The 19,601-nt window shown below is 70.4% G+C and carries 22 protein-coding genes; 13 read left to right on the forward strand and 9 right to left on the reverse strand.

Annotated elements, in window-relative coordinates; translation table 11 throughout:
• The 4 genes from OU416_RS05555 (at position 1) to whiG (ending at position 4,882) form a co-directional block, all read left to right on the forward strand.
• The gene (locus tag OU416_RS05555) at positions 1-1,518 is read left to right on the forward strand and encodes a YifB family Mg chelatase-like AAA ATPase (protein ID WP_270925721.1); all 1,518 of its coding nucleotides are present in this window, start codon (positions 1-3) and stop codon (positions 1,516-1,518) included.
• Positions 1,518-2,675: a DNA-processing protein DprA gene (gene dprA / locus OU416_RS05560; RefSeq protein WP_270925722.1), complete on the forward strand. Its 1,158-nt coding sequence runs from the start codon at positions 1,518-1,520 to the stop codon at positions 2,673-2,675. Before OU416_RS05555 ends, dprA begins: the two co-directional genes overlap by 1 nt.
• A 307-nt stretch (positions 2,676-2,982) precedes the next feature.
• Positions 2,983-3,957 carry a tyrosine recombinase XerC gene (locus tag OU416_RS05565; RefSeq protein WP_270925723.1) on the forward strand — a complete coding sequence of 325 codons (975 nt, stop codon included), beginning with the start codon at positions 2,983-2,985 and terminating at the stop codon, positions 3,955-3,957.
• A complete protein-coding gene (gene whiG / locus OU416_RS05570; RefSeq protein WP_270925724.1) occupies positions 3,932-4,882 on the forward strand; it encodes an RNA polymerase sigma factor WhiG in 951 nt (316 codons plus the stop codon). Before OU416_RS05565 ends, whiG begins: the two co-directional genes overlap by 26 nt.
• Positions 4,883-4,962: 80 nt before the next feature.
• Here whiG and OU416_RS05575 read toward each other — a convergent pair whose 3' ends face one another.
• A complete protein-coding gene (locus OU416_RS05575; RefSeq protein ID WP_270925725.1) occupies positions 4,963-5,505 on the reverse strand; it encodes a M23 family metallopeptidase in 543 nt (180 codons plus the stop codon).
• A 402-nt stretch (positions 5,506-5,907) separates the two neighbouring features.
• Between OU416_RS05575 and rpsB the strand changes: the two genes are divergently transcribed.
• From rpsB to OU416_RS05605, 6 genes are all read left to right on the forward strand, one after another.
• A complete protein-coding gene (rpsB, locus tag OU416_RS05580) occupies positions 5,908-6,726 on the forward strand; it encodes a 30S ribosomal protein S2 (protein WP_093146628.1) in 819 nt (272 codons plus the stop codon).
• Positions 6,727-6,909: 183 nt separating this feature from the next.
• On the forward strand, positions 6,910-7,725 hold the full coding sequence (gene tsf / locus OU416_RS05585) for a translation elongation factor Ts (RefSeq protein ID WP_270925726.1): 816 nt from the start codon (positions 6,910-6,912) through the stop codon (positions 7,723-7,725).
• A gap of 268 nt (positions 7,726-7,993) precedes the next feature.
• Positions 7,994-8,743, forward strand: a complete 750-nt coding sequence (gene pyrH / locus OU416_RS05590; RefSeq protein WP_093344558.1) for a UMP kinase — start codon at positions 7,994-7,996, stop codon at positions 8,741-8,743.
• 101 nt (positions 8,744-8,844) lie between these two features.
• A complete protein-coding gene (gene frr, locus OU416_RS05595) occupies positions 8,845-9,402 on the forward strand; it encodes a ribosome recycling factor (RefSeq protein WP_270925727.1) in 558 nt (185 codons plus the stop codon).
• A gap of 36 nt (positions 9,403-9,438) precedes the next feature.
• Positions 9,439-10,284, forward strand: coding sequence for a phosphatidate cytidylyltransferase (locus OU416_RS05600; protein WP_093146624.1), 846 nt, complete (start codon positions 9,439-9,441; stop codon positions 10,282-10,284).
• A gap of 92 nt (positions 10,285-10,376) precedes the next feature.
• Entirely contained in the window at positions 10,377-11,108 is a 732-nt protein-coding gene (locus tag OU416_RS05605) for a class I SAM-dependent methyltransferase (RefSeq protein WP_270925728.1), read from the forward strand.
• A gap of 69 nt (positions 11,109-11,177) precedes the next feature.
• On the opposite strand, the gene OU416_RS05610 is transcribed toward OU416_RS05605, so the two are convergent.
• Positions 11,178-11,942, reverse strand: a complete 765-nt coding sequence (locus OU416_RS05610; protein ID WP_270925729.1) for a VOC family protein — start codon at positions 11,940-11,942, stop codon at positions 11,178-11,180.
• A gap of 377 nt (positions 11,943-12,319) precedes the next feature.
• Between OU416_RS05610 and OU416_RS05615 the strand changes: the two genes are divergently transcribed.
• A complete protein-coding gene (locus OU416_RS05615) occupies positions 12,320-12,790 on the forward strand; it encodes a hypothetical protein (protein WP_270925730.1) in 471 nt (156 codons plus the stop codon).
• Here the strand turns inward: OU416_RS05615 and OU416_RS05620 are convergent.
• From OU416_RS05620 to OU416_RS05635, 4 genes are all read right to left on the reverse strand, one after another.
• A complete protein-coding gene (locus OU416_RS05620; protein ID WP_372907140.1) occupies positions 12,767-13,444 on the reverse strand; it encodes a metal-dependent transcriptional regulator in 678 nt (225 codons plus the stop codon). The genes OU416_RS05615 and OU416_RS05620 overlap by 24 nt on opposite strands.
• 61 nt (positions 13,445-13,505) lie before the next feature.
• Entirely contained in the window at positions 13,506-14,381 is an 876-nt protein-coding gene (locus tag OU416_RS05625; protein WP_270925732.1) for a metal ABC transporter permease, read from the reverse strand.
• Positions 14,378-15,130 (reverse strand): metal ABC transporter ATP-binding protein, encoded by a 753-nt coding sequence (locus OU416_RS05630; RefSeq protein WP_270925733.1) that lies wholly within the window; start codon positions 15,128-15,130, stop codon positions 14,378-14,380. Before OU416_RS05630 ends, OU416_RS05625 begins: the two co-directional genes overlap by 4 nt.
• Positions 15,127-16,050, reverse strand: a complete 924-nt coding sequence (locus tag OU416_RS05635) for a metal ABC transporter substrate-binding protein (protein WP_270925734.1) — start codon at positions 16,048-16,050, stop codon at positions 15,127-15,129. Before OU416_RS05635 ends, OU416_RS05630 begins: the two co-directional genes overlap by 4 nt.
• A gap of 70 nt (positions 16,051-16,120) precedes the next feature.
• Between OU416_RS05635 and rlmN the strand changes: the two genes are divergently transcribed.
• Together rlmN and OU416_RS05645 are read left to right on the forward strand one after the other, a co-directional pair.
• Positions 16,121-17,233: a 23S rRNA (adenine(2503)-C(2))-methyltransferase RlmN gene (gene rlmN / locus OU416_RS05640; protein WP_270925735.1), complete on the forward strand. Its 1,113-nt coding sequence runs from the start codon at positions 16,121-16,123 to the stop codon at positions 17,231-17,233.
• A gap of 53 nt (positions 17,234-17,286) precedes the next feature.
• Entirely contained in the window at positions 17,287-17,979 is a 693-nt protein-coding gene (locus OU416_RS05645; protein WP_270925736.1) for a toll/interleukin-1 receptor domain-containing protein, read from the forward strand.
• Between the two features lie 450 nt (positions 17,980-18,429).
• Here OU416_RS05645 and OU416_RS05650 read toward each other — a convergent pair whose 3' ends face one another.
• The 3 genes from OU416_RS05650 to OU416_RS05660 all read right to left on the reverse strand — a co-directional run bounded on the left by OU416_RS05650 (position 18,430) and on the right by OU416_RS05660 (position 19,492).
• The gene (locus tag OU416_RS05650) at positions 18,430-18,600 is read right to left on the reverse strand and encodes an AbrB/MazE/SpoVT family DNA-binding domain-containing protein (RefSeq protein WP_270925737.1); all 171 of its coding nucleotides are present in this window, start codon (positions 18,598-18,600) and stop codon (positions 18,430-18,432) included.
• Positions 18,601-18,809: 209 nt separating this feature from the next.
• Complete coding sequence (locus tag OU416_RS05655; RefSeq protein WP_270926079.1) at positions 18,810-19,181, reverse strand: type II toxin-antitoxin system VapC family toxin; 372 nt, start codon at positions 19,179-19,181, stop codon at positions 18,810-18,812.
• Positions 19,182-19,186: 5 nt separating this feature from the next.
• The gene (locus OU416_RS05660; protein WP_270925738.1) at positions 19,187-19,492 is read right to left on the reverse strand and encodes an AbrB/MazE/SpoVT family DNA-binding domain-containing protein; all 306 of its coding nucleotides are present in this window, start codon (positions 19,490-19,492) and stop codon (positions 19,187-19,189) included.
• Positions 19,493-19,601 lie beyond the last annotated feature (109 nt).

The raw sequence follows: 19,601 nt of genomic DNA on the forward strand, positions 1-19,601 counted from the left end.
GTGGCGCTGCGACGGACCTGGGCGGTCGCGCTGTTCGGTGTGGACGGTGCGCTCGTCGAGATCGAAGCGGACGTGCGCAACGGCGGCCTGCCGTCGTTGCAGCTGCTCGGCCTGCCCGACACCGCGCTGCAGGAGTCCAAGAACCGCGTGCGGGCGGCCATCCAGAACTGCCAGGAGGACTGGCCGGCGAGCTGCGTGACGCTCGCGCTGTCCCCGGCCGCGCTGCCCAAGGCCGGGACCTCGTACGACCTGGCGCTGGCCTGCGCGGTGCTGGCCGGGGCCGAGCTGGTGCCGCCGCACCGGTTGGCGGGCACGGTGCTGTTCGGGGAACTGGCGCTGGACGGCCGGATCCGCCCGGTGCGCGGCCTGCTGCCCGCGCTGCTGGCCGCGCGGAAGGAGGGCATGCGCCGGGCGGTCGTGCCGGTCGACGGCCTGGCCGAAGCGCACCTGGTGGAGGGCATAGAGGTGCTGGGCGCTGCGCACCTGCGCGAGGTGGTGGCCTGGTTGCGCGAACTCGGCGAGCTCGCCCGCTATCCGCCGCCGGTGGACGATCCACCGGTGGTGGAGGCGCCGGATCTGGCCGACGTGCTCGGCCAGCCCGAGGCGCGCTGGGCGCTCGAGGTCGCCGCGGCGGGTGGCCACCACCTGCTGATGGTCGGACCACCGGGCACCGGCAAGACCATGCTCGCGAAGCGGTTGTGCGGACTGCTGCCGGAGCTGAGCGGGCAGGAAGCGCTGGAGGTGACGGCGATCCGGTCCGTGGCCGGGGACCTCGCCGACTCGGCGGCCCTGGCGCGGGTCCCGCCGTTCGTCGCGCCGCACGCGTCGCTGTCCATCCCGGCGCTCGTCGGTGGTGGCACGGGGCTGGCCAGACCGGGCGCGGTCAGCAGGGCGCACCGCGGCGTCCTGCTGCTGGACGAAGCCTGCGAGCTCGGCCCCAAGCGGCTCGAAGCGCTGCGCACGGCGTTGGAGGAAGGCGAGGTCCGGCTGGCCCGGCGGGACGGAACCCTCCGCTATCCGGCGCGGTTCCAGCTGGTGCTGGCCACCAACCCGTGCCCGTGCGCGCCCGCCCGGGATCTCGACTGCCAGTGCCCGCCGCAGGTCCGGCGGCGCTACCTCGGCAAGCTGTCCGGTCCGCTGCTGGACCGGGTGGACCTGCGGGTGCGGATGCGGCCGATCACGGCGATGACCGTGCACAGCGGTGCCGAGCCGGAGAGCACCGCGGTCGTGCGCGAACGGGTGGCCCAGGCGCGGGCCGCCGCGCGGGAGCGGTGGTCGGCGCACGGCTGGCAGACCAACACGGAGGTACCGGGGCCGGTGCTGCGGCGTGACTTCGCGCTGTCGCCCGAGGTCACCGGGCTGCTGGATCGCGGTTTGGAGGTCGGTGCCATCACCGCCCGCGGTGCGGACCGGTGCCTGCGGGTGGCGTGGACGCTGGCCGACCTCGACGGCAAGGAGCGCCCCGACGCCGAGCACGTGGCGGCGGCGCTGGAGTTCCGGGACAGGAAGGCGGCGTGATGGAGAACTGGGTGAGGATGAGCGAGAAGGGCAGGCACGCGGTGCGGTTGGCGAGGGCCTTCCTCGCCGCGATCGCCGAGCCGCCGGCTCCGGCGCTGGCCGGTTTCGTCGCCCGGCGCGGCGCGTGCCGGGCGGTGGAGGTGATCCGGCGGGGGAAGGCCCCGCCGGATGTGCTGGCCGAGATCGAGGCCAGGTATCAGCACGTGTCCGCCGAGCAGCTGCTCGAAGCGACCGAGGCGGCCGGAGCCCGGCTCGTCGTGCCGGAGGAGCCGGATTGGCCGGGCGGCGCTGTCGAGAACCTCTCCGGTGCGCGGGAGGTCGGGCTCCCGGAGGTCGCCGAACCGATCGCGCTGTGGGTGCGCGGCCGGGCGGACCTGGCCGCGGTGCTGGACCAGGCCGTCTCGGTGGTCGGTGCGAGAGCTGCCTCCGGTTACGGCGAGCACGTGGCCGCGGAGTTCGGCCACGGACTCGCCAACGCCGGGTTCACGGTGGTTTCCGGTGCGGCGTACGGCATCGACGGCGCGGCGCACCGGGGCGCGCTGGCCGCCGGTGGCCGGACGGTGGCGTTCCTGGCCTGCGGGGTCGACATCGACTACCCGGCGGGGCACAGCCGCTTGCTGCGCGCGGTGGCCGAACAGGGTTCCGTGGTCAGCGAGTACCCGCCGGGCACCGCGCCGCGCAAACACCGGTTCCTCGTGCGGAACAGGCTGATCGCGGCTGCCGGGCGGGCCACGGTCGTGGTGGAGGCCGGTGCGCGCAGCGGTGCGGGCAACACCGCGAACACCGCCGATGCCCTGGGCCGACCGGTGCTGGCGGTGCCCGGCCCGGTCACCGCGAAGAACTCGGTGGGATGCCACGGGATGGTGCGTTCCGGGCAAGCCGTCCTGGTCACGAGCGTCGAGCAGGTCCTGGAGGCGGTCAGTCCCCTCGGCGTTCCGGGTTCCGTCGAGGTCGTCGGCACGCGCCGCCGGACCGATGGGCTGCACCCGCGCGCCCAGCGCCTGCACGACTCGCTGCGCGGCATGGCGGGAGCCAGTGCGGACGACCTCGCGCGCGACTGCGGCCTGCCGCTGGGCGAAGTGCGGGCGCTGCTCCCGGAACTGGAGCTGTCCGGGTTCGCGGTCCGCACGGATCGGGGGTGGTCGATCGCACGCTGAGATCGCCCGTTCGGCACAGCGCGGGCCGGGCTGTCGGGACTCGGGAGGTGTTCTGCCGGTCGGGACCGTGATCGCTTCGGGGCGCCATCGCGACCCAACGTGATCACGGGTTCCTACCTGCGGAAATGGCTAGGTGCACCGGAACTGCGCGGCCTCGGGGCGGGCGTTCGGCGGATGTCGTCGCCCGGAAACCCGCGCGGTTCCGTCACCGGTGTCGTCGTGCGCAGCGGGGCGGGAAGCGCCGAGTGATCATGATTCGGCGTGGCGATGCTTGACCGGTGGGGTCGCAGGGGCCAGCGTCTGAGTCATGCCCCGTGCCCGTTCCACCGAACCGCGAAGACCCGATTTCCGCGCGGTCCGGGCAAAACTGCCCGAACCGCTGGGTGCGGCGGTCGACGGGTTCGAACGGCACCTCGCCGCCGAACGCGGACTGTCGGTGCACACCGTCCGGGGTTACGTCGGCGACGTCGTCTCGCTGCTGGATCACCTGTCCGGGGCATCGGATCGGGAAACCCTTGCTGAGCTGGACATCTCCGTGCTCCGCGAGTGGTTGTCGGTGCAGCACGCCCAAGGCGCGAGCCGGTCGACGATGGCCCGGCGGACCGCGGCCGCCCGGACTTTCACGGCGTGGGCGCTGCGCTCCGAGCTGCTGTCGAACGACCCCGGGCCGCGGCTGGCAGTGCCGTCCAAACCGCGGAAGCTGCCCGCGGTGCTGCGCACCGACCAGGCGAGCGCGGCGATGCAGGCCTCCGCGGCGGGAGCCGAGCAGGGCGATCCGGTAGCCCTGCGTGATCACGCGGTGCTCGAGCTCCTGTACGCCACCGGCGTGCGCATCGCCGAGCTGTGCGGATTGGACGTCGACGACGTCGACCGCGAACGACGGGTGATCCGCGTGATCGGCAAGGGTGACCGGGAACGCGTTGTGCCGTTCGGCCTACCCGCGGATGATGCGCTCGGCCGGTGGGTCACCGCTGGACGGCCGAAGCTGGTCCGGGCCGATTCCGGCGCGGCGCTGTTCCTGGGTGTCCGGGGTGGACGCCTTGACCCGCGTACGGCGCGGCGGAGCGTGCACGACGCCGTCGGAACCGTTTCCGGTGCACCGGACGTCGGGCCGCACGGCATGCGGCATTCAGCGGCGACCCATTTGCTGGAAGGCGGTGCGGACCTCCGTAGCGTTCAGGAGTTGCTTGGTCACGCTACGCTCGCAACGACCCAGCTTTACACCCACGTGACCGTTGAACGGCTGAAGGCGATCCATGACCGAACCCACCCCCGTTCCTGACCACGCCGGGGGCGGCGCCGACACGGTGGCCGCGAGACCGAACTCGGCGCCGGTGACTGCCCGTGATCAGGGCGGCGCGACGAACGGCCACGCCCCCGAGTGCGTGCGCCGCCAAGGAGTGCCCCCGGCGGCCGAGGCAGCGGCAGGCGGGGACCAGCGCCGCGCCGACGGCGTCGAAGCGGGCATAGTCGCGCTCTGGCAGGCGTTCGGCGAGCGGCGCGACCAGGAGCTCCGCGATCGCTTGGTGCTGCACTACGCGCCGCTGGTCAAGTACGTAGCGGGCCGGGTGGGCACCGGGCTGCCCTCGCACGTCGACGTCTCCGACCTGATCCAGTCCGGCATCTTCGGCCTGGTCGACGCGATCGAGAAGTTCGAGCCCGAGCGCGGCCTGAAGTTCGAGACCTACGCGATGCAGCGCATCCGCGGGGCGATCCTGGACGACCTGCGGGCTCAGGACTGGGTGCCCCGGTCGGTGCGCAGCCGGGCCAGGGACGTCGAGCGGGCGCTGGAGCGGCTGGAGGCGAAGCTGCAGCGCACCGCCACCGATGCCGAGCTGGCCGCCGAACTGGAGCTGTCGCTCGACGAGCTCCGCGAGCTGTTCGCCCAGCTGCAGATGACCAGCGTGATCGCGCTGGACGACCTGATCGGCGCCGGACCCATGCAGGCATCGCTGGCCGAGACGCTCCCCGACGATCGGGCTGAAGACCCGGTGGCGGCCCTGGTGGACCGGGACAGCCGCCGTCAGCTGGCCGAAGCGGTGAAGCGCCTGAGCGAACGCGACCGGGTGGTGGTGACGCTCTACTACTTCGAGAACCTGACGCTGGCCGAGATCGGCAAGGTCCTCGGGGTGACGGAGTCGCGCGTCTGCCAGCTGCACACCAGGGCGGTGCTCCGCCTGCGCACGAAGCTCACCGAGGCGGGCTGACCGCGTTCGCACGTCGATCGGCTGTGCGAGGCGACCGGCCGGGGGCGGCGATCTCCCGGATCTCGCCGCCCCCGGGCCGGTCAGTCCCAGGGGAGCAGGCGGACGTGGCCCATGCCCAGCAGGCGCAGCGGGTTCAGGTAGGTCAGGTGTTGGCGGGCTCCCCAGTGCAGGCAGGCCCGGGGCGGCTGCGCCGTGCACTGCGGGTGCCCCGGCTCCAGGTCGCCGATCGGTTGGCCCCTGGCGACCTGGTCGCCGACCGCCACCGCAGGGCGGACCGGTTCGTAGGTGGTGCGCAATCCGGTTGCGTGCTCGACCGACACCAGGTCGCGGCCGGCCACCGGCCCGGCGAACACCACCAGGCCATCGCCCGCGGCGAGCACCGGCTGGCCGACCTCGCCGACCAGGTCCACCCCGCGGTGGCCGGGGCCGTAGGCGTGTTCCGGCGCCTCGAACGGGCGGACGACAGCGGGCGGTGGAGCCAGCGGCCAGCCGAACTGGCCTTCGGAGGTCTTCGCGGTCGGCGGTGGCGCGGAGTGCGCGGTCGGTTCGGGTGCCGCGGTCAGGCCGATCGCGGCAGCGGTGAAACCGCCGCACAACAGGGCTGAAACGATCAACGGTCGCATCCACCCACAGTGGCCGCGCGTCGCGACGGGCGACAGGGGGAAGCAGAAATCTGTGGACAAACCAGGCCGCTGTGGACAACTCGCACTCCACGATCGGGTCAGCTGGTGCGTCCAGTACACTGATGGCGCGGTTTCGTGTCCGCACGGACCGACTTCGCGTGCCCGCACGCACGCCTGCGCAGGTGGCCGGACCGACAGGTCGGCGACCCGGTGGCTCAGTACCGAGTTCAACACCTCGGTCGCTGCTGCCCGGGCGGGCTGCCGGTGCCCCGTGGTCCCGAGCTCCTCGTGAGCCGGGTGGGGTGGCCGGGCGGGCACCAGGGCGACGGGTCACCCGGCTCGTCGCGGCAACCGAATCGCGCGCCACCCGGCGCGCCCGACTCACGAGGTGCGAATCTGGCCATGGCCGTCGTCACCATGAAGCAGCTGCTCGACAGCGGCGTGCACTTCGGGCACCAGACCCGTCGCTGGAACCCGAAGATGAAGCGCTACATCTTCACCGAGCGCAACGGCATCTACATCATCGACCTGCAGCAGACGCTGTCGTACATCGATGCGGCGTACGACTTCGTCAAGCAGACGGTCGCGCACGGCGGAACGATCATGTTCGTCGGCACCAAGAAGCAGGCGCAGGAAGCGATCGCCGAGCAGGCCCTGCGGGTCGGCATGCCGTTCGTCAACCAGCGCTGGCTGGGTGGCATGCTCACCAACTTCCAGACCGTCCACAAGCGTCTGCAGCGTCTCAAGGAGCTTGAGACCATGGAGCAGACCGGGGGCTTCGAGGGTCGCACCAAGAAGGAAATCTTGATGCTGACCCGCGAGAAGGACAAGCTCGAGAAGACCCTCGGCGGTATCCGCGACATGAGCAAGGTGCCCAGCGCCGTGTGGATCGTGGACACCAAGAAGGAGCACATCGCCGTCGGCGAGGCCCGCAAGCTGGGCATCCCGGTCGTCGCGATCCTCGACACCAACTGCGACCCGGACGAGGTCGACTACCCGATCCCGGGCAACGACGACGCGATCCGCTCCGCCGCCCTGCTGACCCGCGTGGTCGCCGACGGTGTCGCCGATGGCCTGATGGCCCGCAGCGGCCGCACCAACGGTGCCCCGGAGGGCGAGGAGAAGCCGGCCGGCGGCGAGCCGCTGGCCGAGTGGGAGAAGGAGCTGCTGGCCGGTTCCGGCCAGGCCGCCGAAGGCGGCGAGCAGCCCGCGCAGTCCTGATGCGCCGCGCCCCGCGTCCGCTCGTCGGGCGCGGGGCGCGATCAGGCTGACTTCCAGTCACACTTGCGGGTGTGATTGCCCGAGCTGGGCACGCCGCCCCGCCGAGCGGATCGGACGCCGCGGGGACGCTGCCCGCCTGCAAGACCTTCGAAGCTGCGTAACAAGAGGGACGGATAACGCACGATGGCGAACTTCAGTGCGGCCGACGTCAAGCGTCTTCGCGAGCTGACCGGCGCCGGAATGATGGACTGCAAGAAGGCGCTCGACCAGAACGACGGCGACTTCGACAAGGCCGTCGAGAGCCTCCGCATCAAGGGTGCCAAGGACGTCGGCAAGCGCGCCGAGCGCGCGACCGCCGAGGGCCTGGTCGCCGCGGACGGCGGGGTGCTGATCGAGCTGAACAGCGAGACCGACTTCGTCGCCAAGAACGACGAGTTCATCGGCCTGGCCAACAAGATCGCCGGTGCGGTCAGGGAAGCCGGTGCCGGTGACCTGGAGAGCGCGCTGGCCGCGCCGCTCGACGGCAAGACCGTCGCCGATGCGATCCAGGAGCTGTCGGCCAAGATCGGCGAGAAGCTGGAGCTGCGCCGGGTCGCCAAGTTCGACGGCGCCGTGGCCACCTACCTGCACCGCCGCTCCACCGACCTGCCCCCGGCGGTCGGCGTGCTGGTCGAGTTCACCGGTGACAACGCGGAGGCCGCTCGCGCCGCCGCCATGCAGGTCGCCGCGCTCAAGGCGAAGTACCTGCACCGCGACGAGGTTCCGGAGGAGATCGTCGCCAACGAGCGGCGCATCGCCGAGGAGACCGCGAAGGCCGAGGGCAAGCCGGAGAAGGCCCTGCCGAAGATCGTCGAGGGTCGCCTGAACGGCTTCTTCAAGGAGAACGTCCTGCTGGACCAGCCGTCGGTGCAGGACAACAAGAAGACCGTCAAGGCGCTGCTGGACGAGGCCGGCGTGACGGTCACCGGCTTCGCCCGGTTCGAGGTCGGCCAGGCCTGACCTGCTGCTGAGGGCGGCCTGCCGGGACCGCACCCAGTGGTGTCCCGCCTGCTCATCCGCTGAGCAGGCCGGCTCGGCAGCCGCCAGACGCGGTTTCGGCGCCCCGCCTTCGTTGGAAAGGCGGGGCGCTTTCGCAAGAGGGCGGTCACCTGCGGGTTCTCATGCGCGTTCTCGGCGGCGTGGCCCGGCCGAGAAGGCGCATGAGGTTCCGCCAGGTGCCCACCAGCGCGAATTGACCACAGACCGAAAGACCTCGCAGGAGGAATCAGTGACCGACGAGGGCCCAACGCAGCGCGGTTACGGCCGGGTGCTGCTCAAACTGGGCGGTGAGATGTTCGGCGGGGGCGGCGTCGGGATCGACCCGAACGTGGTCGGCACGGTCGCCCGGCAGATCGCCGAGATCGTCGCCGACGGGGTCGAGGTGGCCATCGTGATCGGCGGCGGCAACTTCTTCCGCGGCGCCGAGCTGCAGCAGCGCGGGATGGAGCGGGCTCGCGGCGACTACATGGCCATGCTGGGCACCGTGATGAACTGCCTGGCGCTGCAGGACTTCCTGGAGCGCGAGCACGGCATCGACACCCGCGTGATGACCGCGATCACCATGGGCCAGGTGGCCGAGCCCTACATCCCGCGTCGCGCGATGCGGCACATGGAGAAGGGCCGCGTGGTGATCTTCGGCGCGGGCACCGGGATGCCCTACTTCTCCACCGACACCACCGCGGCGCAGCGGGCGCTGGAGATCGGCTGCGAGGTCGTGCTGATGGCCAAGGCCGTCGACGGCGTCTACACCGCGGACCCGAAGACCACGCCGGACGCGCAGCTGTTCGACAGCATCACGCACCGCGAGGTCCTGGAGCGCGGCTTGAAGGTCGCCGACGCGACCGCGTTCAGCCTGTGCATGGACAACCACATGCCGATCCTGGTGTTCAACCTGCTGCAGGAGGGCAACATCGCCCGCGCGGTCGGCGGGGAGAAGATCGGCACGCTGGTCAGCACCCCCGCCGCAGCGTCGGCCTGATGGTGCTGGATCCTGATCTGGTCGCGGGCCCGCCGTGGGGCGGCGGCGCACCGCGGGCGACACTTGCAATGTCCACCGGTCGGCAGACTTAAGGAGCAGCCGTGATCGACGAAGCTCTTCTCGAAGGCGAGGAGAAGATGCAAAAGGCGGTGGAGCGGGCCAAGGACGAGCTGGCCACCGTTCGCACCGGCCGCGCGAACCCCGCGATGTTCTCCGGCATCGTCGTCGACTACTACGGTTCGCCGACGCCGTTGAACCAGCTGGCCAGCGTTTCCGTGCCGGAGGCGCGGCTGGTGGTCGTCAAGCCCTACGACGCCAGCCAGCTGGCGGCGATGGAGAAGGCCATCCGCGACTCCGACCTGGGTGTGAACCCGTCCAACGACGGCCAGCTCATCCGGATCCAGATCCCGCAGATGACCGAGGAGCGCCGCAAGGAGATGGTCAAGCTCGCCAAGCAGAAGGGCGAGGACGGCAAGGTCAGCGTGCGCGGCATCCGTCGCAAGGTGAAGGAAGAGATCGACCGCATCGTCAAGGACGGTGAGGCCGGTGAGGACGAGGGCACCCGGGCCGAGAAGGAGCTCGACAACCTCACCCACCAGTACACCGCCAAGATCGACGACCTTGTGAAGCACAAGGAATCGGAACTGCTCGAGGTCTGAGTGGTGACGGCCGGCCAATGCGAAGGTGAGTCCGGAATGCCCGCTGGCGCCCCGGACCCGCCTTCGCGCCCTTCCCGGGCCGGACGCGATCTCCGTGCCGCGATCGGCGTCGGGGTAGTGCTCGGCGCCGCGATCATCCTCTCGTTGCTGATGGTGCGCTTCGTCTTCATCGGCATCGTCGCCGCCGCGGTGGCGGTCTCCAGCGTCGAGCTGGCCAACGCGCTCAAGCGCGGCTCCGGCACCCGGGTGTCGCTCGTCCCCGTGCTGGTGGGCGGGCAGGCCATGGTGTGGTTGTCCTGGCCGTTCGGGCTGCGCGGCGCGCTGGTCGCCTTCGCGATCACCGTGCTGGCCTGCCTGGCGTGGCGGTTCCGGCACGGCGTCGACGGCTACGTGCGGGACGTGACCGCATCGGTGTTCACCGCGGCCTACGTGCCGCTGTTCGCCGCGTTCGCCGCGATGCTGGTGCGCCCGGAGGACGGGGCGTTCCGCGCGCTGTGCTTCATGATCGGCGTCGTCGCCTCCGACACCGGTGGTTACGCCTTCGGCGTCCTGTTCGGCAAGCACCCGATGGCCCCGAAGATCAGCCCGAAGAAGTCCTGGGAGGGCTTCGCCGGATCGATGCTGGTCGGCGTGGGTGCGGGGGCGCTGTCGGTGACCTTGATGCTCGGCGGCGAGTGGTGGGAGGGCATGCTCTTCGGCGCTGCCCTGGTGTGCACCGCGACGCTGGGTGACCTGATGGAATCGCTGATCAAGCGGGACCTCGGCATCAAGGACATGGGCAACCTGCTGCCCGGCCACGGCGGCCTGATGGACCGGATGGACTCGCTCCTCCCGTCGGCGGCCGCGGCCTGGATGATGCTCTTCTGGCTGGTCCCGTCGTGAACCGTGGTCTGACGAGCTCGTCGTGCTCGGCGGTGCGGGTTGCGTGGGTGGGCTAAGCGGCTGCGCCGCTTCGACGACGAGGACGGGCGTTGATGCGCGCCTGGCGGAAGGCGGCTCGGCCGCAGGTCACGCCGAGCCCGAACATCTGGCACTGGCCGGAGCTGTTCGAGACCGAGAACCGGGCCCAGGACGCGACCGGTGCGCTGTGGGACGCGCTGCGCGAGCGCTGCGACTGGGCCGGTCGGGACGTGGTCGACATCGGCTGCGGCGACGGCTTCCACCTGCCGCTGTTCGCCGCTGAAGCGCGCACTGTGATCGGCATCGAGCCGCACCAGCCGCTGGTGGAGCGGGCGCGCCACCGGATGGCGGGCACGCCCGGCGTGGACGTGCGGCAGGCTCCCGCCCAGCAGTTGCCGCTGGCCGATGCCAGTGCGGATCTGGTGCACGCCCGCACCGCGTACTTCTTCGGTCCCGGCTGCGAGCCGGGCCTCGCCGAGGCGGAGCGGGTGCTGCGACCGGGCGGCGTGATCGCGATCGTCGACCTGGACGCGGGCCGCCCGCCGTACGGCGACTGGATGCGGGCCGATGCGCCGCAGATCGATCCGGCCGCGATCGAGTCGTTCTTCCAGCGCCACGACTTCGACAGCACCTCGGTGGACACCGAGTGGCGCTTCGACGACCGGGCATCCCTCGAAGCGGTCCTGGGCATCGAGTTCTCCGCGAAGGTCGCCGCCCGCGCGGCCCGCGAAACCCCGGGCTGCACGCTCCCGGTCGGCTACCGCCTCCGAACCCGCCGCAAGCCGACCACCCTCCTGGCCCCCTGACTCGAGCTCAGTCACCCGGACCCGCGTCAATTTCGTACGAAATTGACCAGGCCCGGGTGACGGAGCTGGTCACTCGCCGGTGCGCTGGGCGGTGTCGATGACGAAGAACGTCGCGCCGACGACATCGCGGAGCAGGGCGACGCGGCCGTGCGGGGAGTCGGTGGGTTCGCGGAGGACCTCGCCGCCGAGCTGCACCGCCTTCGCGGTCGCCGCGTCGGTGTCCTGGTCGGGGTTGACCTGGAAGTACAGCTGCCAGTGCGCGGGCACGTCCTCGGGCAGCGAGAGGCTGGTCTCGAAGCGGCCCGCCGTCGGCTGGTCGTCGACGTACCAGACCGTGTAGTCGAAGCCGTCGCCCGGTTCGCCGATCTGCTCCTGGCGGTAGCCCAGCAGGTCCGCGTAGAACGGGTCCGCCGCGGAACCGTCGCGGGTGTGCAGTTCGGCCCAGCAGAGCATGCCTGCGTGGTCCCGGCCGAAGGTGCCGTTGGGCGGTGCCTGCCACAGGCCGACCGGCGCCCCGGTGGGGTCCTCGGCGACCAGGAACATCTCGTCCGCGGGCGTTTCGGTGGGCGGGACCAGCACCTTCCCGCCCAGGGCCCGGATGCGCTCCACCGCGTGGCGGACCGAACCGCACTCCAGGTACAGCGTCCACGTGGTCGGCACGCCGGTCTGGGGCGGCAGCACTCCGGCGACCGGCTTGTGCTCCTTCATCGCGATGTTGTAGTCCGGCCGCTGGACCCAGTGCCAGCCGAACAGGCCGGCGTAGAAGTCCCGGGTCGCGGACAGCTCGTTGGTGGCCAAGTCCACCCAGGCAGGCGCGCCCACTTCGATGGTCACTGGCAATCCCGCCTCTCCGAGTTTTTCAGTGGTGGTTGCGTCCGGGGTCGATCTCGCGTTGTGCGGTTTCTCGTGGCTGGGTTGCGTCACGGTCCCCTGAGGTGCGGTTGGGCAGGGCTCCGGTGGACACAAAGGCATCGCTCCGCCGTTCCCCCTGAGGGTGACCGGCGTTCGGGCCGGGAAAACCCCTGCGGCCGATCAAGATCGCGGTCCTCACCCGGTGGCGCTACCCCTCGGTGCCTTTACCGCAATCGAACGCCCCCGAATGACGCCTTGATCCTGGACCTCCCACGTGATCGACTAGAAGTGGTCACTCAGCGTGCGTATATGCACGTGGAGTGCCCGATCGTGCAAGCACCCGGGTTACAGGAGCAGCCATGGCCAACCGCGCGGCGAAGCCGGTCACCGCGGGCTTGAGCCGGCTTGCCGAGCTGGACCGCCGGGAGCGCAACCGGATCATCCAGCAGCTGTGCGAGCAGCACCCGGCCTTCCGCTCGCTGCTGAAGCAGGTGTCGATCGCCCGCGGCGTGGCCTTCGGGTCCGGGCTGGTGCTGGCCGTCGCGGTGATGTTCCTGGTGCAGAACGCGCCGGTGCTGTGGGTCTCCGGTCTGGTGTTCATCGGGCTGGCCGGGTTCTGCTACGTGGCGGTGGCGCTGACCGACAGCCGGTTCGACCTGCTGCTGGCGGTGCTGGGCGCGCACCGGACCGACGAGCTGCACGGCAGGCTGGTGACCGAGCAGGTCTACGGCGAGGAGTGCGCCGAGCAGCCGGAGCGGGCTCGGGTGGTGACCGCCCGCTCGGTCGGGCCGCGGCTCACCGACGGTTCACCGGTGCACGCTGATCGATAGCGCCGCGGCGATCTCGCCGCCCACGAAGTGCGTTTCGTCGTGCGGGGGCTCGCCGACGCGCACCACCAGCGGCCCGCCGAACGGCTTGCGCTCCACGAGCTCGATGCGCGATCCCAGCGTCATGCCGTGCTCGGTGAGGTAGCGCAGCAGTTCCGAATCGGTGTCCCAGACCCGCGCGATGGTGCCGACGGTGCCGGGATCGACCTGGTCGAGCAGCTTCGTCGCGGGCTTCTCCATCCGGCCGTCGGCGGTCGGGATCGGGTCGCCGTGCGGGTCGTGGGTGGGGTTGCCGAGCTTGGCCGCGATGTGCGCGACGAGCTCGTCGGACACCGCGTGCTCCAGCGCGTCGGCCTCCCGGTGCACCGCGTCCCAGCTGTAGTCCAGCTCCTCGACCAGGAACAGCTCGATCAGCCGGTGGCGGCGGAGCACGTCGTGGGCCAGGCGCCTGCCCTCCGGGGTCAGCTCGACGCTGCGGTACCGGACGTGGGTGACGAGGCCGAGCTGGGCGAGCTTGTTGATCATGCCGGACACCGATGACGGGCTCAGCCCGAGGCGCTGCGTCAGGGTCGCGTTCGTGACGGGCACGCCTCGTTCGCTGAGCCCGTAGATCGCCCGGAGGTAGTCCTCGACGGACGGCGACGGACGCTCGGCCATACTCGTCATACTTTCACGATACGGGCGTCGGGGATGCCTTCGTGAAGGTGGTGTTTCGAGGTCAGGCCCGCACGGCGGAACCGGCCACCCCGCGCCGGCGCACCGCCCGGGCGATCAGGCCCTGCTCCGGCGCACCGAGGTAGACCAGCGCGAACACCAGGGTCTGGCACACCACGATCATGCCGCCGGTCGAGGTGTCCAGGTGGAAGCTCAGGTAGGTGCCCAGGACGCTGCTGAACACCGACAGCGCGGCGGCCACCGCCAGCATCCGCGGAAACCGCTTGGTCAGCAGGAAAGCCGTGGCACCCGGCGTGATGAGCATCGCGGTGACCAGGATGACGCCGACGGCCTGCAGCGCCACGACGACGGTCAGCGCCAGCATCGTCAGCAGCAGCGCGCCGATCCGCCGCGGGTTCAGCCCGACCGCGTGCGCGTGCGTGGGGTCGAAGGCGTAGAGCGTGAGGTCGCGGCGCTTGACCAGCGCCACCGCGAGCACGATCGCCGCGATCACCAGCACCTGCAGGATGTCGGAGTCGGTGACGCCGAGGACGTTGCCGAACAGGATGTGGTTGAGGTCAACCTGGCTCGGGATGCGCGAGACCAGCACCAGTCCCAGCGCGAACAGGCCGGTGAACACCACGCCGATCGCGGCGTCCCCCTTCAGCTTGGTGGTGCTGCGGACGCCGGCGATCAGCCCGACGGCGAGGCTGCCGAACAGGAACGCGCCGAGCGAGAAGGGCAGTGCCAGCACGTAGGCGAGCACCACGCCGGGCAGCACGGCGTGCGAGACCGCGTCGCCGAGCAGCGACCAGCCGATCAGCGTGATCCAGCAGGACAGCACGGCGCACACCAGCCCGGCGGCCAGGCTGACCAGCAGCGCCCGCTGCATGAAGCCGAACTGCAGCGGCTCGGTGAGCCACTGGACGATCTCGTTCACCTGGTCTCCTGGGTGCTGCTCTGGGCGACGGCGGTGTCGACGCCGAAGGTGCGGGCGAGGGTGTCCGGGGACAGGACTTCGTCGAGCGGCCCGTGCGCGATCACCCGCTGCTGGAGCAGCACCGCTTCGTCGCACAGCGCCGGGACGCTGGCCAGGTCGTGGGTGGAGATCACCACCGTGCGGCCCTCGGCGCGCAGCCCGCGCAGCAGGTCGCTGATGGTCGCCTCGGACTTCTTGTCCACCCCGGCGAACGGCTCGTCGAGGAACAGCAGTTGCGCCTCCTGCGCGATGCCGCGCGCGACGAACGCGCGTTTGCGCTGGCCGCCGGAGAGCTCGCCGATCGGGTTGCCGGCCAGCTCGGTGAGCCCGACCCGCTCCAGCGCGGCGCGGACCGCCGCCTTGTCCCGCTGCTTGGGGCGGCGGGTGAGGCCCAGGTGCCCGTAGCGGCCCATCATGACCACGTCCGCCACGGTCACCGGGAAGGTCCAGTCGACGGCCTCGGACTGCGGCACGTAGGCGATCAGCCCGTCGCGCCGGGCCTGCCGCTGGTCGCGGCCGAGCAGCCGGATGTCCCCGGAATCCGGGCGGACCAGGCCCATCAGCGCTTTGAACAGCGTCGACTTCCCGGAGCCGTTCATGCCGAGCAGGCCGCAGATCCGTCCCGGGGCGATGTCCACCGACACGTCGTCGAGCGCCAGCGTCTCGCCGTAGTGGACGGTCACGCGGTGCGCGCTGATCGCGAGGTTCACCGCGCACCCCGCAGGCCCGCGACGATCGCCTCGGCGTCGTGGCGCAGCAGGTCCAGGTACGTCGGCACCGGGCCGTCCGGGCCGGACAGCGAGTCGACGTAGAGCTCGTCGCCCAGCCGCGCGCCGGTCTCCCGCGCGACCTGCTGCTGGGCCTTGTCGTTGACGGTGGACTCGCAGAACACGGTGGGCACTCCGTTCTCCCGGACGAATTCGGTGGTCGCCTTGATCTGCTGCGGGGTGCCTTCGGAATCGCTGTTGACCGGCCACAGGTAGGCCTCGCGCAGGCCGGCGTCGCGCGCCAGGTAGGAGAACGCGCCCTCGCAGGTCACCAGCGCGCGGTGCTCGTCGGGCAGGGCCGCCAGCTCTTCGCGCAGGTACCGGTCGATCTCGTCCAGCCGCCGCAGGTAGGCGTCGGCGTTGGCGCGGAAGGTCTCGGCGTGCGCCGGGTCGAGGCGGATGAACGCGTCGCGGATGTTGGTGACGTAGATCGCCGCGGTGCGCGGCGACATCCAGGCGTGCGGGTTGGCCTTGCCCCGGTACTCGCCGCCCTGGATCGGGATCGCCTCGATTCCGCTGGTCAGCGTCACGTGCTCGGCCTCGCTGCGCTGCACGAACTTGTCGAACCAGCGCTCCAGGCCGAGCCCGTTGTCCAGGACGAGATCGGCTTTGGCGGCCCTGAGCATGTCGCTGGGGGTGGGCTCGTACTCGTGGATCTCGGTGCCCGGCTTGGTGATCGACTCCACCGCGATCGCGTCCCCGGCGACGTTGCGGGCCATGTCCGCGATCACGGTGAACGTGGTGACCACCTGCTTGCGGCCGTCGTCGGGCTGGCTGAAGCCGGTCCCGCAGGCGCTGAGCAGCAGGAATGCCGCCGCGACGAGAGACGTGTTTCGGAGACCTGCGGACCGGGATTTCGCCACGCCGAAAACTGTACCGCGAGCGGTGGCCGCCACCAAGGTCGTCTCCGGGCGTGGGAAGATGGACGGCGCTATGTCTGCGACCTCCCTGCCACTCGTCTTCGACGCCCCGCGCCGCGGTATGCCCCCGCGGCACCTCGCCGACCTCTCCGCCGACGAACGGAAGGCCGCCGTCGTCGAGCTGGGGGAGAAGCCGTTCCGCGCCAAGCAACTGGCGCACCACTACTTCGGCAGGCTCAACGCCGATGTCGAGTCGATGACCGACATCCCGACGGCCAGCCGCGCCAAGCTCGGCGAGAGCCTGCTGCCGCCGCTGCTCACCGAGATCCGCCACCTGGTCACCGACGACGGCACGACCCGCAAGTCGCTGTGGCGCGCGCACGACGGCACGCTCGTGGAGAGCGTGCTGATGCGCTACCCGGACCGCGCCACCGTCTGCATCTCCAGCCAGGCCGGCTGCGGCATGGCCTGCCCGTTCTGCGCCACCGGCCAGGGCGGCCTGCAGCGCAACCTCTCGACCGCCGAGATCGTCGACCAGGTGCGCTCGGCGGCTGCCGCGATGCGCGACGGCGAGGTCCCCGGCGGCCCCGGGCGGCTGTCCAACGTGGTGTTCATGGGCATGGGCGAGCCGCTGGCGAACTACCGCCGCGTGATCAACGCGGTGCACCGCATCTGCGACCCGGCGCCGGAAGGCCTGGGCCTCTCGCAGCGCTCGGTGACCGTCTCGACGGTGGGCCTGGTCCCGGCGATCAAGAAGATGACGGCGGAGAACCTGAACGTGACGCTGGCGGTGTCGCTGCACACGCCGGACGACGAGCTGCGCGACACGCTGGTGCCGGTGAACAACCGCTGGAACGTCGCCGAGGTCCTGGAAGCCGCGCGCGGCTACGCCGACCACACCGGCCGCCGGGTGTCGATCGAGTACGCGCTGATCCGCGACGTCAACGACCAGCCGTGGCGCGCGGACCTGCTGGGCAAGCTCCTGCACAAGCACCTCGGCCAGTTCGCGCACGTCAACCTGATCCCGCTGAACCCGACGCCGGGCAGCAAGTGGGACGCCAGCCCGAAGCCGGTGGAGCGCGAGTTCGTCCGCCGCGTCCGCGACGCGGGCGTCTCCTGCACGGTCCGCGACACCCGGGGCCAGGAGATCGCCGCGGCCTGCGGCCAGCTCGCCGCCGAGGAGTGAGCCGCTGAACGAAAACGTCTGATCGCCTCCCCGCTCTCGGTATCGTGCCGAGGTTGAACGTCGACCACTGCGTCGGTGAAGAGCTGGGGAGCGCGATGCCGGACGAGTTCGAGTACGGACCCGTTGTCGTGAGACAACCTGGGCAGGATCTGCGGATCGGCTATTGGGACAACGACGAGTACGACTGCGATGACGACTGCGATGACGACTGCGGTGTGGATTGTCTGAAAGCAATCGTGTACTACGGCGATCCGCCGTTCTCCGCTATTTCGCGCTACTACTTTGTGGACCCCTCGTGCCTATCGCCGATCGATACTGATTCGCTCTGGAGCAGACGGGAGCGGCTCCAGCGGATCATGGCGGATCGAGTGTTCGCGAAGCGCAAGGGCAGGCGTCGGGCTTATTCGTACAAGCAGTTGTACGAGTTCTCCGTTGAGCTGATGTTCGTCAACAACCTGCTCGCCGATCGGATGGTGAGCGCCCGCATCAACGAGGGGAAGGTCGGCGGTCGCCGCGTCTTCATCTCGTACTCGTCATCGGATCATCAGGCCGCCACGTGGCTTTCGGTCGACCTGGCGAACGAAAGCCACCTCCCGTGGCTGGACGAGTGGGAGATCAAAGCGGGTGAGTCGATTCCGAACAAGATCGCGCGCGGCATCGAGGAGTGCGATCACCTGCTGGTTCTGCTGAGCCCCAAGTCGGTCGGCTCCGGGTGGGTCGAGCGGGAGTGGTCGGCGAAGTACTGAGCGGAGGCGGCGGACGGGGGTGTCGCTGTGATCCCGGTGCTGCTCGAGGATTGCGAGATACCGACGCTTCTCCGCGTCAAGAAGTACGTCGACCTCCGGAGTGACTACAGCGCAGGGCTTGAGCAGCTCTTGGAAGCGCTCGTGCCCTGACCGGCTCCGCCGGTGCCGGGGTGCCTGTCGATGGCTGACCGAGCGGGTGGGCGTACGTGCGGTGTGCACGTGACCGGTGGGTCGCGTGTGAACTAAATGAACACAACGGTGACTGCGGGTCGACCGGTGGTCCATGATCTGCGCTGCTGGACGCGACACGGTCATCGAGGACTTCTTCGCGCGGTACCGCGCCGGTCCAGACCTGGATCTGCGTCCTGTTCGGACGGAGGTCCGAGCCCGGCCGGTGCGCGCCGCGAACCGCCCCCCGAGCGGCGCGCACCGGCTGTGCGGCTGAAACCGTCATTCCACGACCGCGGGTTTGCCGAACAGCTCCTCGGCGACCGGTGCGCCGGGCAGGACCGCCGGGCGCATCTCGACGACGATCTGCCCGTCATCCTCGTAGGCGACCAGCGGCATCCCGGGTTCGATCCCGGCGGCTCGCATGATCGCCCGGGGGAGGGTGATGCGCATTTCCCCGTCTGCGGTGATCTCTGTGCACTCCGCGCTTCTCACGAGCGACATGCTGGTGCCAGCCGCAGGCGAGGATCAAGCTCCGTCACACCCCTGTGGAGTTACTCCGGGCACCAGCCAGCGCCCCGGCGGCCAGACCGATGAGCCGTTGGCCGACAGATGCCAGATCGCATGCCGACCGGATCGGTATCGCGAAGCGCGATGCGTGGTCAGCGCAGCAGTTCGACGGACACGCCCACATCGATGTCCCGCCACGCCTTGTCCGCTGTGAGAACCGGGGCGTTGAGCCGGATGGCCAACGCGAGGCAGGCACGATCCCCCAGGGATAACCCGGCGAAGCGAGTGCGTGCCCACAGCTCGCCGGCCAGCAGCGCATCTTCGGCCGTGAACGGCTCGACTGCCACGCCGAACGTGCGCAAGCGGTTGCACGTGCGTTCGGCATCCGATCCGTGGTGCGTGAGCTTCTGGGCGAATTCCGACCAGTTGACCGTCGACATCGTCGCTGTGCCGATGATCGCGTGGACCTCGTCCGCACCGGTTTCGTCGTGCAGCCAAGCCATGATCGCCGAAGTGTCCAGCACGGTGGTCAACGGCGACCTCCAGCGGATTCGTCGGCCTCGTCGGCTTCGGCCGCGGCCGCTGCACGGCGATCCGCGATCAGCTCGTCCACGGCCGATCCGCGGCCACGCCACGTCGCTGCGACGTCACGCCGGATGCGCTCTCCGAGCTGTTCGCGCGTTTCGATCACCACGCGACCGTCCTCGACGTAGACCGCGAGTGGTGTTCCCGGTTCGATCCCCACGGCGTGCCTGATCGAAGCAGGGATGGTTACCCGGCCTTGTCCGTTGGCCGTGATCTCAGTGCGTGTCCCACGTTCGTCAGCCAGCGCCATGCCGCCAGCATGGATGACGAGCGGGTGCGCGGCAAGGTCAGAAATCCTCGGAGGTGACATGTTTCAAGATTAGTGTCACAAGGAGGAAATATGTGTCACGCCGGGGTGT

It is taken from the genome of Saccharopolyspora indica (assembly GCF_027853965.1).
GTDB lineage: Bacteria > Actinomycetota > Actinomycetes > Mycobacteriales > Pseudonocardiaceae > Saccharopolyspora > Saccharopolyspora indica.

Excerpts from the sequence above, each read along its gene's own strand:
- OU416_RS05565 (WP_270925723.1), top strand. The coding sequence starts at position 2,983 with ATGCCCCGTGCCCGTTCCACCGAACCGCGAAGACCCGATTTCCGCGCG.
- OU416_RS05615 (WP_270925730.1), top strand. The coding sequence starts at position 12,320 with ATGGCCAACCGCGCGGCGAAGCCGGTCACCGCGGGCTTGAGCCGGCTT.
- tsf (WP_270925726.1), top strand. The coding sequence starts at position 6,910 with ATGGCGAACTTCAGTGCGGCCGACGTCAAGCGTCTTCGCGAGCTGACC.
- OU416_RS05650 (WP_270925737.1), bottom strand. The coding sequence starts at position 18,600 with ATGCGCATCACCCTCCCCCGGGCGATCATGCGAGCCGCCGGGATCGAA.
- OU416_RS05575 (WP_270925725.1), bottom strand. The coding sequence starts at position 5,505 with ATGCGACCGTTGATCGTTTCAGCCCTGTTGTGCGGCGGTTTCACCGCT.
- OU416_RS05600 (WP_093146624.1), top strand. The coding sequence starts at position 9,439 with ATGCCCGCTGGCGCCCCGGACCCGCCTTCGCGCCCTTCCCGGGCCGGA.
- OU416_RS05605 (WP_270925728.1), top strand. The coding sequence starts at position 10,377 with ATGCGCGCCTGGCGGAAGGCGGCTCGGCCGCAGGTCACGCCGAGCCCG.
- whiG (WP_270925724.1), top strand. The coding sequence starts at position 3,932 with ATGACCGAACCCACCCCCGTTCCTGACCACGCCGGGGGCGGCGCCGAC.
- OU416_RS05660 (WP_270925738.1), bottom strand. The coding sequence starts at position 19,492 with ATGGCGCTGGCTGACGAACGTGGGACACGCACTGAGATCACGGCCAAC.
- rpsB (WP_093146628.1), top strand. The coding sequence starts at position 5,908 with ATGGCCGTCGTCACCATGAAGCAGCTGCTCGACAGCGGCGTGCACTTC.
- dprA (WP_270925722.1), top strand. The coding sequence starts at position 1,518 with ATGGAGAACTGGGTGAGGATGAGCGAGAAGGGCAGGCACGCGGTGCGG.
- OU416_RS05620 (WP_372907140.1), bottom strand. The coding sequence starts at position 13,444 with ATGGCCGAGCGTCCGTCGCCGTCCGTCGAGGACTACCTCCGGGCGATC.
- rlmN (WP_270925735.1), top strand. The coding sequence starts at position 16,121 with ATGTCTGCGACCTCCCTGCCACTCGTCTTCGACGCCCCGCGCCGCGGT.